This is a genomic window from Acinetobacter legionensis (assembly GCF_057165765.1).
Window position 1 is genome coordinate 1,437,741 of record NZ_CM169896.1, and the last position, 14,381, is coordinate 1,452,121.

At 37.6% G+C, this 14,381-nt stretch carries 15 protein-coding genes and 1 pseudogene; 10 read left to right on the forward strand and 6 right to left on the reverse strand.

Annotation, left to right across the window (positions count from 1 at the left end; translation table 11 throughout):
• Positions 1-112: 112 nt before the first annotated feature.
• The 4 genes from AC2G3J_RS06510 to AC2G3J_RS06525 are packed head-to-tail and all read left to right on the forward strand — an operon-like array spanning position 113 to position 3,520.
• Positions 113-238, forward strand: coding sequence for a hypothetical protein (locus tag AC2G3J_RS06510; protein ID WP_419360523.1), 126 nt, complete (start codon positions 113-115; stop codon positions 236-238).
• Between the two features lie 4 nt (positions 239-242).
• A complete protein-coding gene (locus AC2G3J_RS06515) occupies positions 243-677 on the forward strand; it encodes a CopG family ribbon-helix-helix protein (RefSeq protein WP_336954051.1) in 435 nt (144 codons plus the stop codon).
• A gap of 12 nt (positions 678-689) precedes the next feature.
• Entirely contained in the window at positions 690-2,501 is a 1,812-nt protein-coding gene (gene atzF, locus AC2G3J_RS06520) for an allophanate hydrolase (RefSeq protein WP_483770837.1), read from the forward strand.
• The gene (locus AC2G3J_RS06525; protein ID WP_336954049.1) at positions 2,498-3,520 is read left to right on the forward strand and encodes an ABC transporter substrate-binding protein; all 1,023 of its coding nucleotides are present in this window, start codon (positions 2,498-2,500) and stop codon (positions 3,518-3,520) included. The genes atzF and AC2G3J_RS06525 overlap by 4 nt, the downstream gene beginning before the upstream one ends.
• Positions 3,521-4,130: 610 nt before the next feature.
• Here AC2G3J_RS06525 and AC2G3J_RS06530 read toward each other — a convergent pair.
• The 6 genes from AC2G3J_RS06530 to AC2G3J_RS06555 form a co-directional block, all read right to left on the reverse strand.
• Positions 4,131-4,463 (reverse strand): DMT family transporter, encoded by a 333-nt coding sequence (locus AC2G3J_RS06530; protein WP_336954048.1) that lies wholly within the window; start codon positions 4,461-4,463, stop codon positions 4,131-4,133.
• Between the two features lie 16 nt (positions 4,464-4,479).
• Positions 4,480-5,367 carry a hypothetical protein gene (locus AC2G3J_RS06535; protein ID WP_483770838.1) on the reverse strand — a complete coding sequence of 296 codons (888 nt, stop codon included), beginning with the start codon at positions 5,365-5,367 and terminating at the stop codon, positions 4,480-4,482.
• The gene (locus AC2G3J_RS06540; protein WP_483770839.1) at positions 5,364-6,368 is read right to left on the reverse strand and encodes an isopenicillin N synthase family dioxygenase; all 1,005 of its coding nucleotides are present in this window, start codon (positions 6,366-6,368) and stop codon (positions 5,364-5,366) included. The genes AC2G3J_RS06535 and AC2G3J_RS06540 overlap by 4 nt, the downstream gene beginning before the upstream one ends.
• Positions 6,369-6,446: 78 nt before the next feature.
• On the reverse strand, positions 6,447-7,328 hold the full coding sequence (locus AC2G3J_RS06545) for an ABC transporter ATP-binding protein (protein WP_483770840.1): 882 nt from the start codon (positions 7,326-7,328) through the stop codon (positions 6,447-6,449).
• A complete protein-coding gene (locus AC2G3J_RS06550; RefSeq protein ID WP_336954044.1) occupies positions 7,328-8,272 on the reverse strand; it encodes an ABC transporter permease in 945 nt (314 codons plus the stop codon). Before AC2G3J_RS06550 ends, AC2G3J_RS06545 begins: the two co-directional genes overlap by 1 nt.
• Positions 8,273-8,716: 444 nt before the next feature.
• Positions 8,717-8,950 (reverse strand): hypothetical protein, encoded by a 234-nt coding sequence (locus tag AC2G3J_RS06555; RefSeq protein WP_004724652.1) that lies wholly within the window; start codon positions 8,948-8,950, stop codon positions 8,717-8,719.
• Positions 8,951-9,227: 277 nt separating this feature from the next.
• Here AC2G3J_RS06555 and AC2G3J_RS06560 point away from each other — a divergent pair, with 277 nt between their 5' ends.
• From AC2G3J_RS06560 to rutC, 6 genes and pseudogenes are all read left to right on the forward strand, one after another.
• Positions 9,228-9,839: a LexA family protein gene (locus AC2G3J_RS06560; RefSeq protein WP_336954043.1), complete on the forward strand. Its 612-nt coding sequence runs from the start codon at positions 9,228-9,230 to the stop codon at positions 9,837-9,839.
• Positions 9,840-10,187: 348 nt separating this feature from the next.
• Positions 10,188-10,988 (forward strand): pyrimidine utilization protein D, encoded by an 801-nt coding sequence (rutD, locus tag AC2G3J_RS06565; RefSeq protein WP_336954042.1) that lies wholly within the window; start codon positions 10,188-10,190, stop codon positions 10,986-10,988.
• Positions 10,985-11,572: pseudogene (locus AC2G3J_RS06570) on the forward strand (malonic semialdehyde reductase). The gene rutD and the pseudogene AC2G3J_RS06570 overlap by 4 nt, the downstream one beginning before the upstream one ends.
• Before the next feature lie 371 nt (positions 11,573-11,943).
• Entirely contained in the window at positions 11,944-13,059 is a 1,116-nt protein-coding gene (rutA, locus tag AC2G3J_RS06575; RefSeq protein WP_483770841.1) for a pyrimidine utilization protein A, read from the forward strand.
• Positions 13,060-13,079: 20 nt separating this feature from the next.
• Complete coding sequence (gene rutB, locus AC2G3J_RS06580) at positions 13,080-13,841, forward strand: pyrimidine utilization protein B (RefSeq protein WP_483771065.1); 762 nt, start codon at positions 13,080-13,082, stop codon at positions 13,839-13,841.
• An 82-nt stretch (positions 13,842-13,923) separates the two neighbouring features.
• Complete coding sequence (gene rutC, locus AC2G3J_RS06585) at positions 13,924-14,307, forward strand: pyrimidine utilization protein C (protein ID WP_336954038.1); 384 nt, start codon at positions 13,924-13,926, stop codon at positions 14,305-14,307.
• The last annotated feature ends 74 nt before the right edge of the window (positions 14,308-14,381 follow it).

The following is a 14,381-nucleotide window of genomic DNA, read 5'->3' on the forward strand; positions in this document are numbered from 1 at the left end:
ATAAATACACGTTAAAACCAGCAAAAACTTGGTTAAAAACTGGCACATTTTCTGCATTGTTATATTGGTAATACAAAAACCTAATTTGGTAATACTGAGATGGAGTTGTGCTATGAATCAGGTCAAAACAACAGTCAAAAAAACACATTCGATTAAAAGATTTTTTGTTGATTTATTCACTGTACGAGCAGGTGTGTATATCAAACAAAACACTCCTGTAAATAAGATAAAAGGATAACTGTGTGGCTAAACAAAAGTTGGCTCGGATCAGCATTACTGTACCAGAAGCAACGTTGAATGCACTCGATCAGAAAATTGTCGATCAGCACTATGAAAGTCGATCTCAAGCCATTGTCGACATGATCAATAAACATCTGATTGCGGAACAGGCACAGGCCAATGAGGTTATGGTGGGTACTCTGACCCTACTTTATGATGCAGGACAAATGCCACTTCGAAACCAACTGATTGATTTGCAACAAAAGTTTTTAACTCAAGTGATTAGCTCACTGCATATCCAGCTAGATCAACAAAAAATATTACAAGTCATGCTGATGCAGGGCGCAAGTTCTGAGCTTCGACATATTAGCCAACAATTTACAGCACTCAAGGGTGTGATCAAAGGGCATCTAGAGCTGATGGATGCTGTAATGCCACCAATTCTGCAAAATGATTAAATCGGGAGTAGGGTGATGCAAGACTTATGGACAATTCAAGACTGGCGAGAGGCGTATACCAGCCAGAAAATCAAGATTGAGGGGTTAATCGATTATGTTAAAACCATTCACAATGATGATCATGCTTGGATTGAAATCGCATCTGAAACGCAAATTCAAGCCCAAATTGAAGCCTTAAAACTACAAGATAGAGATGATTTACCTTTATACGGTGTGCCATTTGCCGTCAAAGATAATATCGATGTCGCAGGGTTCCATACCACCGCTGCTTGTAAAGACGTTGAATATTTAGCAACCAATGATGCTGTGGTGATTGCCAAGTTAAAAAAAGCTGGTGCTGTGGTGATTGGAAAAACTAACCTTGATCAGTTTGCAACGGGATTGGTCGGGGTACGTTCACCTTATGGCGCGGTCAAAAATAGTTTTAATCCAGAATATATCAGCGGTGGTTCCAGCTCTGGTTCATCCGTTGCAGTTGCAAATGGTATGGTGCCCTTTAGCTTAGGGACCGATACAGCAGGTTCGGGTCGTGTGCCAGCAGGGCATAACAATATTGTTGGTCTTAAACCGACCAAAGGCTGGTTTTCAACCACAGGCTTGATGCCTGCTTGTAGAACGATTGATGTCATTTCTATCTTTGCATTGAGCAGTGACGATGCTTGGACGGTTGCCAGTGTTATGCAAGGCTATGATGAAAAAGATGAATATTCACGTATTCATCCCGCCAATGTTCCCTCTCAGTTTTCTAAAGGCAAAATTGCCATACCTGCACAGCTTGAGTTTTATGGTGACACAGAAACTGAAAAAGCTTTTGCGACCGCAGTAGAACGAGTCAAATTACTTGGTTATAAAGTTGAAAGTATTGATTTCACAGATTTTAATGAACTTGCCAAAGCCCTCTATAACGAGGCTTGGGTAGCGGAACGGACTGTTGCTGTGGAAAAAGTTGTAACACGTGACCAAGCGCATCCGGTCATTGCTGAAATCATAGCTCAAGCAGATAAATTTACAGCCACGGATGCACTTCAAGCTGAATATAAACGTGCTGTGCTGGCACGAAAAATTAATCTGGCTTTACAAGCCTATGATGCATTAATGGTACCGACTTCACCCACGATTTATCGTATTGCCGATGTTGAAGTAGATCCAATCGTAAAGAACTCACATATGGGAGCTTATACCAACTTTGTCAATTTTGCCGATTTAGCAGCCATAGCATTACCCAATACAATTCGCTCAGATGGGTTGCCGAGCGGAGTAACATTTATTGCACCTGCTTGGCATGATCAAGCTTTGGCAAATTTTGCTCAAAAATGGCAAACACTAACAGCCCTTACATTAGGCAAATCTCAGCAGCACTATCAAAAAATGCTTGAGATTGCTTCAAAAAATTCAGTCAAGTTGGCGGTTGTGGGAGCGCATTTAACAGCGATGCCACTTAATTTTCAGCTCACTACACGCCAAGGGACTTTATTAAAGAAAACCTATACCGCTAAAAATTACAAATTATTTGCTTTAAAAAATACCAGTCCACCAAAACCTGGTCTGCAATGTGATGCAACAGGAACGTCTATTGAAGTTGAAGTTTGGGAAATTCCATTGGCAAACTTTGGCGCAATCGTTGCTGAGGTTCCAGCACCGTTGGGAATCGGCAATTTACAACTTGAAGATGGCAGTTGGGTAAAAGGTTTTATTTGCGAAGCTTATGCAATTAAAGACGCTATAGATATCAGCCATTTAGGTGGTTGGCGTGCATATATACAGTCGCTGAATCAAACCAATACACAATTTAAAAGCGAGAAAATCGGGGGAGTATCTGTATGATCTATAAATCTTTTTTATCCGTATCATTATTATCAGCAATGCTGTTATCTGGTTGTGACAACACGGCAAAAATTCCTCAAGCAAAAGAGGGTGCGCAAGCTTCAGCAGATGCTAAACCTATTACCATTGGCTATAGTGATTGGCCCGGATTTGTGGCATGGCAAGTTGCAATTGAAAAAGGTTGGCTAAAAGAAGCAGGTCTCAATGTTGATTTTAAATGGTTTGATTATTCAGCATCACTCTCAGCATTTTCTGCCAATCAATTAGATGCAGTATTTGTTACCAATGGTGATAACTTGGTGACGGCCTCGGGTGGTACTCAAGGCATGATGATCATGGCGACTGACTACTCTGCGGGCAATGATGTGATTATTGCCAAAGAGGGGATCAATCGTATTGAAGATTTAAAAGGTAAATCTGTCGGTGTTGAAAAAGGTCTAGTAGATCATTTGCTTCTAGCAACGGCAATGTCAGATCAAAAGATTCCCATCAATGAAATAAAATTGGTTAATTCAGCTACCAATCAATTACCACAAGTATTCTCGAGCCCAGATGTTTCAGCTATTGCGGTATGGCAACCTGTTGCCAGTCAAGCATTGAAAACTGTTGCAGGATCAAAAATCATTTATACCTCCAAGGATAAACCGGGGTTAATTTATGACACCTTAACTGTGAATATGAGTCATTTAACTGCCCATAAAGATGAATGGAAAAAGATCCTTCAAGTGTGGGACAAGACAGTGAAATATATTAATGATCCTGCAACACATGCAGATGCTGTAAAAATTATGGCAATCCGTTCAGGGGTAGATCCAAAACAATACGAAACGATGGTGAATGGCACCCATTTACTTGATCTAGACGCCAATCAAAAAGTCTTTAGCAAAGGCAATGGTTTTGATTCGATCTATGGCTCGTCCTATCACGTGAATAAATTTAACGTGGAAAATGGCATCTATAAAACTGAACAAAATGTCGATGGTCTGATTTATCCGACATTGTTGCAAGAGTTGAAATAGCGGTTTTAAAAGAATTAGATCGTTGGGGAAAATAGCCTAAGCATGTCTTGGGCTATTTTATTTTAGGTGCAAAAGCTTTATATTGAGCCTAGACGCAATTTTTGAACAGATTTGAATGCAGGAAAATTAACCAAATCAGTGAAATTTTTATGGTGGTAGATCTGTTTTAAAGATTAACAAATTAAACTTAAATTGATTACAAAGGCGTCACTTTAATCACATTAAAAGAGGATTTTCTATTCACTAGAGCTCTTGCCAAAATAAACTTAGAGATGATATTTAAATGTGGTTAAGCTTTATGAATCATGAAAATTTTACTATTACATAAAAATTAAGTGTATGAAGATCAAATTTGCAATGCCGCGCTTTACATTTAAAGTTTAAATCGCTTTGTGTAGGCGATGTATCACTTTTCATAGGGGATTCTAAACCCCGCGTTGCAATCAAAGCGGTACTTTGTTTTTGCTCATGTTGAGTGAGGGGCACGTTCTGTATCCCCACCCAATAAGGCGACATCCATGTCGCATCACGATTGAAACACCATCTATGTTTCATCAAAATTTAAAAGTTTACACGTATCGAGTGCTTATTTTTGACTAACACAAGAAGTCTATGATATTTCAGTGCTCGTTGAAAAAAGATGAATAATTAAAATCCCAATAATCATAAAAGCCAAACCGATGATTGCAGCTAAATCTAAGTGTTGTTTATAGTAAAAGAAGCCGACCAAGGACACCAAAATAATGCCTGCGCCAGACCAAAGCGCATAAGTAATACCGACAGGAATCGTTTTCATGGTCAGTGATAAAAAATAAATGGCAACCGCATATCCAATCACGGTAATAATCGATGCAAATAACTGGCTAAAACCATCTGAAGCCTTCATTGCAGAAGTCGCGATGACTTCTGCAACAATGGCAATCATTAAATATAAAAAAGACATTGATTGAGAATATCCCTTATAACGCTATTTTTGCATGATGAAAAAGATGATTTTCTTCATGATCAAACCAATTTTGACTTTCAGTTGAAGTGCCCGTAAGCGTTGTAAAGCAAAAATCTTTTTGAAATACATCTAGTGTAAAAAATAAACGACAATGTTCACCATTGATCAGTTGCTGTTGGACAAGTGTGTTGTGATCGAGTTGTTGGAAATTTTCAAGATCAATCATAGTTCCAACTTTGTTGCTGATGGTGCTAAGATCGATGATCTGCTTATCAAAACTGATCGAAACCTCATAGTCCTGAATTGCTTCTAGACTGATCTGTTGTTGAGAAATAGCATCTTTTAAAGCATTAGTGGAGTGAAAAGCCTGTTGTATATCTGGATGTCGAGATTTGGCAAAGGCAATAAAATGATCACAAAGGATGAAGCCACCATCTGCAGGATAACTGATACTTGAATCGATATTTTCAACTTTAAATAAACGTAGGCCAAGATATAGCCCACGGGTAGCTTGTTGCCGCCAATCTTCAACATAAGCATGGCTTGGTGAAAACTCTAATATGGCATTGCCAATTGAATACAATTTTGCGGGTTCGGGCCATTGCACATGATTTTGATAATTACTGCTGACATTCCATGAAAGTAATTGATTTTGAGCATCCCAAATTGTATCGCCAACCCAGCCCTGTCGTTCTAAAACGGGCGTTGAAATGGGGTCTTTTAAGCGTAAATCAATGGTAAAGGTTTTAGATTGAAACCAATAGACCAGCGTATTTTCATCCGTTAAACCATTGGAAAAAGTAATACTCTTACGGCGAAAAGCACCCAATAAATACCGAGGTAATACGCAGGCTGAATCATCACTCGGTTTAAGTTGTGCACAGAGATCTAATAAGTTCATAGTGACTCCTCGTTTTGACTTAAACCAAATGAATAAAGCGGGCGAGCATTTTCAAGTTGAATTTCACCCCGGGCTACTTTTTCTTTTAGATACTGGAAAGTTTGTGCGGTTTGATTAAAAAGATGCTCACCGCCTTTTAAAGGGGAATATTTTGCAGGCTGATCTTTAAGCAAAGGTTGAATCAGATAGTCATAATCACAAGAGAAGAAGAAGGGAAATGAAAAACGTTCTTCGGAAACTTTTTTAACACGATGTTTGGTTGCCAAATATCGCCCATTAGACAGAATTTCCATCATATCGCCAATATTCATAACCAATGTATTTTCAAGCAGTGGAATATCGATCCATTGCCCCGTTTTATCGAGGACTTGTAATCCAGGTGCTGTGGGTAAGAGCAAAGTAAAACACTCATAATCGGTATGTGCACCAATACCATCTTTATCCTGAATTTCAGGATGATAAGGATAATGAATAAGGCGAAGTTGACTGGGTGCTTTGGAATTATGTGCATCAAAATAATGCTCATCTAAGCCAAGTGCTAGCGCAAAACTTTGGAAAATTGTGTGCCCAATATTTTTAATATGTTGATAATAATCTGAAACATGCTGTTTAAAAATGGGGTCATCTGGCCACTGGGTTGGACCAATCAAAGGGCGGCGATCTGCGGGGCTTTGATGATCATAATTGACATCATAGGCCTCTTTAAGATCATAACTCGTTTCTACAAAACGTTCTTCACCGATCGGTACATAACCACTGTGATTTTCAGATAAGCCAATATAATTCCTCATCTTAATTGCAGTATCTTGGGCGAAGTATTGCTGTGCGGTTTGATAAAGATTGTTGAATAACGCAGGTTTAAATTGTTCTCCCTTTAGATATAAGAAACCCACATCTTTACATGCCTGATCTAAAGCGTGTGCCACGACTAGACGATCTTCGAGGTCAGGACTGGATAATAGGGAAATGTCCACAATTGGTAAAACATATGTGTTTGACATGAATATCACCAAGGTTGGCCGTCCAACAATGAACTAAGCGATTTGGGTCGTCCCAAAGGCTATAAGAAATCTGTTTGTTTATTTATCCGTGCTGACTTGGGTCATCCTCGGTATTTTGGGTAAGTCTTGAAGTGATGGATCAAGCTCATCTTCCTGAGCGTGTACCAACTGATCAACACGTGCCCTTAATTGTTGAAAAGCAGGAGTTGCCATGAGAGCTAATGAACGTGGGCGAGGTAAATCCACTTCAATAATTTCTTTAATTTCACCGGGATTGGCTTTTAGCGCAATAATACGATCAGCCAATAAAATGGCTTCATCCATATCATGGGTAACAAAAATAATGGTGATATCAATGTTTTGCCATAAATCCATTAAATGTTTTTGCATCTTTTGACGGGTATGAGGGTCGAGCGCGCCGAAAGGTTCATCCATCAGTAAAATTTTAGGTTCATTGACTAAAGCTCGAGCAATCGCAACACGCTGTTTCATTCCACCAGAAAGTTGATGTGGATATTGATTTTCATATTTGTCCAAGCCAATAATATTGATCCATTCTCGTGCATGGGCTTCCGCAGTCATTTGACTGGCACCTTTCATCCGTGGCCCGAACATGACATTTTCTTTAACCGTTTTCCATGGAAACAGGGTATACCCTTGGAACACCATGCCCCGTTCAGGGCTAGGTCCTGTGATGCGTTGGCCATCGACTAAGATTTCACCACTATGATAAGGATCTAAACCTGAAATTACGCGACTTAACGTTGATTTACCACAACCTGATGGGCCAATCACACAAATAAATTCACGCTTATGGATTTTAAGATCCAGTTGATTTAAAACAGTTCGTTCGTTTTTACCATGCTTAAATACTTGGCTCAGTTGTTTGGCTTCTAAGATGACAGGACGTGCATAAATTTTTTGAAAATATTCATGTGAATTAAAAGTTGAGTCATTCATTATTTGGCCCCTGCTTTCCATGCGAACATACGTTCGCCTAATTTCATTAATAACACATCACAAACCAGTCCAATCACCCCGATAATCAAAATCGCAGCATAGACATTGTCAAAGTTTTGATAGCGTGCTTGTTGGGTAATAAACCATGTAATACCAGAAGTAGTACCAATTAATTCAGAGACAATTAAATAGGTCCAAGCCCAACCTAGTAGCACGCGTAAATCACGATAAATATCTGGAAAAGCAGCAGGAATAACCACATTGAATAGGCTTTTGAGCTTATTGGTTCCTAGGGTATAGCCGGCTTCAATTAAGCCTTTATCGACCATACGTGTTGTATTGGCAATTATTAGAATTTGTTGAAAAAGCGTACCAATCACAATAATTGCAATTTTAGGTGCATCATTGATTCCCAAAATGGCAACAGCAAGCGCGCCAAAAGCAGGGGCTGGTAAGTAACGGAAAAATTCAACAAAAGGTTCTGTGAGCAGTGATATTTTTTGTGAGAAACCACAGAGAATACCCAATGGAATACCAAAAATTGAAGAAATTAAAAAAGCTGAAAATACGATTTTAATACTGTGCCATAAGCTTTGATGAAACCATGGGGTATCTGGTTGTTCTGGCGGTGTGGTAAATGCAGTGACCAAGGCCTTAGCCACTTCATGTGGTGCAGGTAAGTAAATGGGATTGACTAAAATACCTTGTGGTGGTGCAGAATCATGAGCAACCGCATTTTGTGCCTCACTATAGAACACACTTTTTTCGATACGGCTACCGACTTGTAAATATGAGACACTGCCTGAATCTGTGATTTGGACTTGAGGATGCCAAATAAAAGGTAAATAACTGACAGCGCACCAGAGCAATATAGGGATCAGAAAAGAACACAAGCTCAGTAATAGCTTATTCTTTTGACCAATTTCCTTTACAACATAACCCATATTTACCGCCCTCATTTTAGCTTGAGTATTACGATTGTTGAAAAACGTAATATTTGTTAAGCAAAATAAGTGCCATGAATAAATATAATAAGGCGAGGCTAATTCGAATTTATCATTAACGCTCGAGTCGTCGGTGATAAATGATCTGCAGGAGCTCATCGAGCTAAAGCATGCTGAAAATACCCAAACAGGAAGAGAACTACAAGGAAATAAAAAATATGAAAGGAATAAAAGTAAAGTAATCGTGCAAGATTAGGTGCTGATTTAATAAAATTCTGAATGCTTAGCTCTGCCATTCAAACCTATTGATCTGATGATTAATTGAAATTAAATCGTCGTTGTATCGAGGGGAATACAACGACATTTTAATTATTAAATACATATCAAATCATAAACTTCAGTTGAATATTTAAGCATATTCAATTTTATCAGGTGAGCATCTCTTTAAAGGGGAAGAGGTTCTAAACCTTTTACAATATCACTAAATTCAGAGCCATTTAGCCAAAATGATTTCTTTAAAAATAATGTAGTCATTATACTTTCAGCGATATCACTATTGGTATTTTCACAAAATAAACCATATTGGCTGCCTAACACATTATTGTCTTCAATCAAACGAATATAGTAAGCATGTTGTTCGTCTGCATAACCAAGAATTGCATCACGTTGAGTCGCCATTTTTATGTCTCCACATAGAAAATCAATCAATTAAGTGCTTAAGTGAGATCAGAGAACTTATTCAAAATTATCAATAAATTAACAAGATATCTGTATTCTAAATTATTGATTTATGATAAGTATATTGATTATCTTTGTCGTCCTTGTTCAAATAGATGTATCAAAACTGATCGATAGAGTTATTGTTATTCAAAAAAAACTTGCCGTCAACTTGAATTTGTAACTTTTTCAAGCTATATTGATTTTACAGGCTTTTATGAAGCATATAGGATAAATAATGTCTAAGAAAGTAGAATTTGAACACGGAGGTGCTAGAGCAAATGCTGGGCGTAAGGCACAGTTTAGTGAGCCAACCAAAGTCATCCGTGTACCAGAGTCACAAGTCGATTTTATCAAAAACTGGTTACTGAAAAATTTCAAAAATGGTCAGCTCAGTGATTTAACAGCGAGCATGAAGATCCAGACCATACAGCCTAAGAATGATAAGGTCTATCAGATTCCACTTGCGACTGAAAGGGTCGCTGCTGGTGTACCATTTTCAGTTCAAGATAGTATAGAACAATCTTTAGATATGAATGAATATTTAATCAGAAATGAGAGTTCTACATTTATTGTTAAAGCAAATTCGCTTTCAATGCAAGATGTGGGGATTGATATCGAAGACCCTTTGATTGTAGATCGTAGCATTTCTGCAAAATCTGGTGATATTGTCATCGCCCGTATTGATAATGATTTTACGGTGAAACGCTTGATGATTGATAAACAATTTGATCCACCGAAAGTCTGGTTAAAAGCTGAGAATCCAGAGTTTAAAAATATTTATATTGAAGAAGGGCAAGAATTCGAAATATGGGGAGTTGTGACTTATAACTTAAAGCGGATGCGTTGATTGATAGAGAAGATATTTGAGGATAACGCTTTAAGTCTGTCGTGTTTTTAAGCAACATTTTTGTTGCTTTTTTTATGATCAATTTAAGAATGCTAAGGACACATCAAAATTTGAGCGTGTAGTTTTCTAGTTGTGAAATCAGATTATTTTGAATATAAACTCGCTTTATTACAAAAGCTCATTGTGTGTTTTATCAATAATAGACCTATATCTACTGAGCAAGTAGCCAATAACATAACAATCCTCATATTCACATTCGCCATCAAAAACCCTTCAAAACTAAATATAAATATTATTCGGCATATTTTTTGCTGTCATCAAAGTGATTAATTTATCAAATGGTCAAAAATGAGCTATCAAATTTTCCCGTGTGTAGCGCAACCAGATGCTGAAACTGTAGTTCTATCTTCTGGTTTAGGTGGGCATGCATCTTTTTGGCAACCACAAATTAAAACTTTAACTCAATATTTTCAGGTGCTTGTTTATGACCAAGAAGGTTGTCATGCAGACTCTGAAGCATTACCCACAGCATATTCAATAAAGAATATGGCAAAGCAAGTATTAGACATACTTCAACAGCAACAAATCAAACAATGCCATTTTATTGGGCATGCCTTAGGTGCGGTAATTGGAGCTGAATTGGCTGTTTTGATCTACAACACCGAAATTTCACTGTCGAGTCTAACCTTTATTAATGCTTGGGATGCTCTTGATCCACATACAGATAAATGTTTCAAAACCCGTATTGCCTTGTTAGAAAATGCTGGTGCTGAAGCTTATATACGTGCACAAGCTTTATTTCTATATCCACCTGCCTATATTTCAAAGCATATTCAACAAATTCAAGAGATCGAAAGCAAGGGATTTAAAGATTTCCCACCGATTAATAACGTGTTGCTACGCTTAAATGCATTGATGAATTTTAAAATTTTACCGCAACATATCGCTGCTTTGGCGAACACTGATGTGTATTACATTGCCAACAAAGATGATTTTTTAGTGCCTTATCAAAAGAGTATAGACCTTAAAGCAATATTGGGGCATGGCGAATTAACACTATTGGAAACCGGTGCGCATGCTTCATCTGTAACAGAAAGTAATACAGTCAATCAGATTTTAATTCAAAATTTAGTAGAAGAAACCCTATGAACCAGAGCCTCAACATAGATTTAAACCAATTGTTTCCAGATGCCAGAACGCACAATACTTGGTTGGATAAGGCAGTCAGCACTGAATAGATTCAGCAAATTTATGATTTAGTGAGAATGGGACCTACCTCTGCCAATTGTTGCCCTGCTCGATTTATATTTTTAATGACATCTGAGTCCAAAGAACAACTAAAGCCTGCGCTATCCTCGGGAAATATAGAGAAAACCATGACAGCGCCTTTGACAGTGTTGGTAGCAACGGATCAGAAATTTTATAATCAATTTGCTAAACTTTTTCCGCATACAGACGCTAAATCTTGGTTTACCTCAAATCCCAAACTTGCCAATGAAACAGCTTTAAGAAATAGCTCGATGCAAGCTGCGTATTTGATTATGGCATGTCGAAGTTTAGTTTTGGACACAGGGCCAATGTCTGGATTTGATGATATGCAAGTGAATGAGACTTTCTTTAAAGAGACTGATTATTCGATTAATATGATTATCAACATAGGATATGGGGATCATAAAAAAATATATACAAGATTACCAAGATTAGATTTTGATGATGCTTGTAAAATATTATAAAGATTTATTTTAATAACTATTTTATTAGATTACTAATTTTATTGAACCAGTGTTGTATTTCGTCAGAATTTTATCTTAGTGAACCGCATACCATATGCGGTTTTTTATTTATAGTGTCGGTTAATTTTAAAATTATAAATGATCTAAAATGATGCATTTATGCACTATTTTAGTTTATTTTGTATGACTTAAAAATTCATAAATTTTACCAAAAGGTAAAATAAAAAATAAACATAAAAAAATTAATAATAAAAACAACTAATTAAATTTAGTGGCATGTTGTATGCATTATTTATAATTACAAGGTGGTTTTGGTTTTTAGTTTTATATCAAATATTTTTAGAATATTTTTTGTACAGTGAGGTTTAGCTATGAAAATTGGTGTATTTTGTCCGATTGGAAATAATGGCTGGTTGCTTTCAGAAAATGCACCGCAATATAAGCCAACATTTGAATTGAATAAACAGATTGTACAACGTGCAGAACATTATGGTTTTGATTTTGCATTGTCGATGATTAAACTGCGTGGTTTTGGGGGTAAAACTGAATTCTGGGATTATAACTTAGAAAGCTTTACATTAATGGCGGGTTTAGCGGCAGTGACCAGTAAAATAAAAATTTTTGCTACGGCAGCGACTTTGGTGATGCCACCAGCCATTGTGGCACGTATGGCATCAACGATTGACTCGATTTCAAATGGACGTTTTGGGCTAAATGTTGTGACTGGATGGCAACCACCAGAATATACCCAAATGGGGTTGTGGCCAGGGGATGATTATTTCTCTAAACGTTATGATTACTTATCTGAATATGTCGAAATTTTACGTGAGCTTTGGGCAACGGGAACATCTGATTTCAAAGGTGGTTTCTTCCAAATGGATGATTGCCAAGTAAAGCCAATACCACAATCCGACATGAAAATTATTTGTGCTGGTCAATCTGATGCGGGCTTAGCATTCTCTGCAAAATATGCAGATTATAATTTTGTTTTTGGAAAAGGTTTCAATACACCAACGGCCTATGCTGAAATCAATGAACGTCTAAAAGTACATACTGATCAGACAGGAAGAGATGTTCAAACCTATGTTTTGTTTATGGTGATTGCAGCTGAAACAGATCAAGAAGCAATGGCGAAATGGGAGAACTATAACCAAGGCGCAGACCTAGCAGCAATTAACTGGTTAATGAATCAAGGCGGTAAAGATCAAACATCAGGTACAGATACCAATATTCGTCAAATGGCATCTAGTGTTTCACCCGTCAATATTAATATGGGCACAATCGTCGGTTCTTATGAAAATGTTGCCATGATGCTGGATGAAATTTCTACCATTAAAGGCACTGAAGGAATTCTTTTAACATTTGATGATTTTATCCAAGGGGTTGAGGATTTTGGACAGCGCGTCCAACCGTTGATGGCTTGTCGTGAGGAGGTTGTTGCAAGTTATCAACAGCTAGCTCAACCCGTTTTGGAGAAAAGCGCATGAGTATAGTTGAAAACTCGAAAATGATAGAAAATCTGGTTTGTACAGATTTCACGACTCATGCAGGAACAGGCAAAATTTTAAAAGCGGAGCCAGAATCGATTCAGCTCGCACCTGAACAAACGGCGCTTATCGTCATTGATATGCAAAATGCCTATACCTCAATTGGTGGCTATTTGGATTTGGCTGGTTTTGATGTTTCCACTACTCAACCTGTGGTTGCTAATATTAAAAAAAGCATTGATGCAGCACATATAGCCGGTATCCAAGTGATCTATTTTCAAAATGGATGGGATGAACAATATGTAGAAGCCGGTGGCATAGGTTCTCCTAACTTTCATAAATCCAATGCTTTAAAAACCATGCGTAAAAATCCTGATTTACAAGGCAAATTATTGGCAAAAGGTGGTTGGGATTTTGCATTAATTGAAGAACTAAAGCCTCAACCTCAAGACATTGTGATCGAGAAATCACGCTATAGCGGTTTTTTTAATACAGCATTGGACAGTAGTTTACGTACTCGTGGCATCCGAAATTTAGTTTTCGTTGGGATTGCCACCAATGTTTGTGTGGAATCAACCCTTAGAGATGGTTTTTTCTTGGAATATTTTGGTATAGCGCTAAAAGATGCATGTTATCAAGCTGGCCCTCAATCAGCACAAGAGGCAGCCTTATATAATATTAAAACCTTTTTTGGATGGGTATCTGATACGGAATCATTTGTACAGACATTCAAAACCCAACAAGAGCAGCCAAATTCAGTCACTTTTAGTAAATCAGCTTAATGCTTTTAACCAGATCAAGTGTCTTTTCTAGAGTTTAAGTCTATGGCGAAGATGCTTTAAGGAAAAAATAAAGGAATTTAAAATGTCCAAACAAGTTGTGATCCCAGTAGGTACAGCTAAACCCCTTGCACCTTATGTGCCTGCAACCAAAGCAGACAATATTGTCTATGTTTCTGGGACTTTAGCATTTGATGAAAATAATGAGGTGGTCTGTGTCGGTGATGCCGCAGGCCAAACCCGACATATTTTAGAAACCATTAAAAACGTCATCGAAACTGCAGGTGGCACGATGGATGATGTGACGTTTAACTCAATATTCGTCAAACATTGGGCAGATTATGCCGCAATAAATGTGGTCTATGCTGAATATTTTCCCAATGACAAACCCGCTCGTTATTGTGTACAGGTCGGATTGGTTAAACCTGAAGCCCTTGTTGAAATTGCATCAATAGCACATGTGGGATAATGCATGTCTAAATTTGTCTATGTGTTTAAGTCATTTTTTTAAAAATGAATTTTAACCTCGATGAACATTTGCGC

Excerpts from the sequence above, each read along its gene's own strand:
- rutB (WP_483771065.1), top strand. The coding sequence starts at position 13,080 with ATGATAGAAAATCTGGTTTGTACAGATTTCACGACTCATGCAGGAACA.
- AC2G3J_RS06540 (WP_483770839.1), bottom strand. The coding sequence starts at position 6,368 with ATGTCAAACACATATGTTTTACCAATTGTGGACATTTCCCTATTATCC.
- AC2G3J_RS06560 (WP_336954043.1), top strand. The coding sequence starts at position 9,228 with ATGTCTAAGAAAGTAGAATTTGAACACGGAGGTGCTAGAGCAAATGCT.
- AC2G3J_RS06530 (WP_336954048.1), bottom strand. The coding sequence starts at position 4,463 with ATGTCTTTTTTATATTTAATGATTGCCATTGTTGCAGAAGTCATCGCG.
- AC2G3J_RS06545 (WP_483770840.1), bottom strand. The coding sequence starts at position 7,328 with ATGAATGACTCAACTTTTAATTCACATGAATATTTTCAAAAAATTTAT.
- rutC (WP_336954038.1), top strand. The coding sequence starts at position 13,924 with ATGTCCAAACAAGTTGTGATCCCAGTAGGTACAGCTAAACCCCTTGCA.
- rutD (WP_336954042.1), top strand. The coding sequence starts at position 10,188 with ATGAGCTATCAAATTTTCCCGTGTGTAGCGCAACCAGATGCTGAAACT.
- AC2G3J_RS06535 (WP_483770838.1), bottom strand. The coding sequence starts at position 5,367 with ATGAACTTATTAGATCTCTGTGCACAACTTAAACCGAGTGATGATTCA.
- AC2G3J_RS06510 (WP_419360523.1), top strand. The coding sequence starts at position 113 with ATGAATCAGGTCAAAACAACAGTCAAAAAAACACATTCGATTAAAAGA.
- AC2G3J_RS06555 (WP_004724652.1), bottom strand. The coding sequence starts at position 8,950 with ATGGCGACTCAACGTGATGCAATTCTTGGTTATGCAGACGAACAACAT.
- AC2G3J_RS06525 (WP_336954049.1), top strand. The coding sequence starts at position 2,498 with ATGATCTATAAATCTTTTTTATCCGTATCATTATTATCAGCAATGCTG.
- AC2G3J_RS06550 (WP_336954044.1), bottom strand. The coding sequence starts at position 8,272 with ATGGGTTATGTTGTAAAGGAAATTGGTCAAAAGAATAAGCTATTACTG.
- rutA (WP_483770841.1), top strand. The coding sequence starts at position 11,944 with ATGAAAATTGGTGTATTTTGTCCGATTGGAAATAATGGCTGGTTGCTT.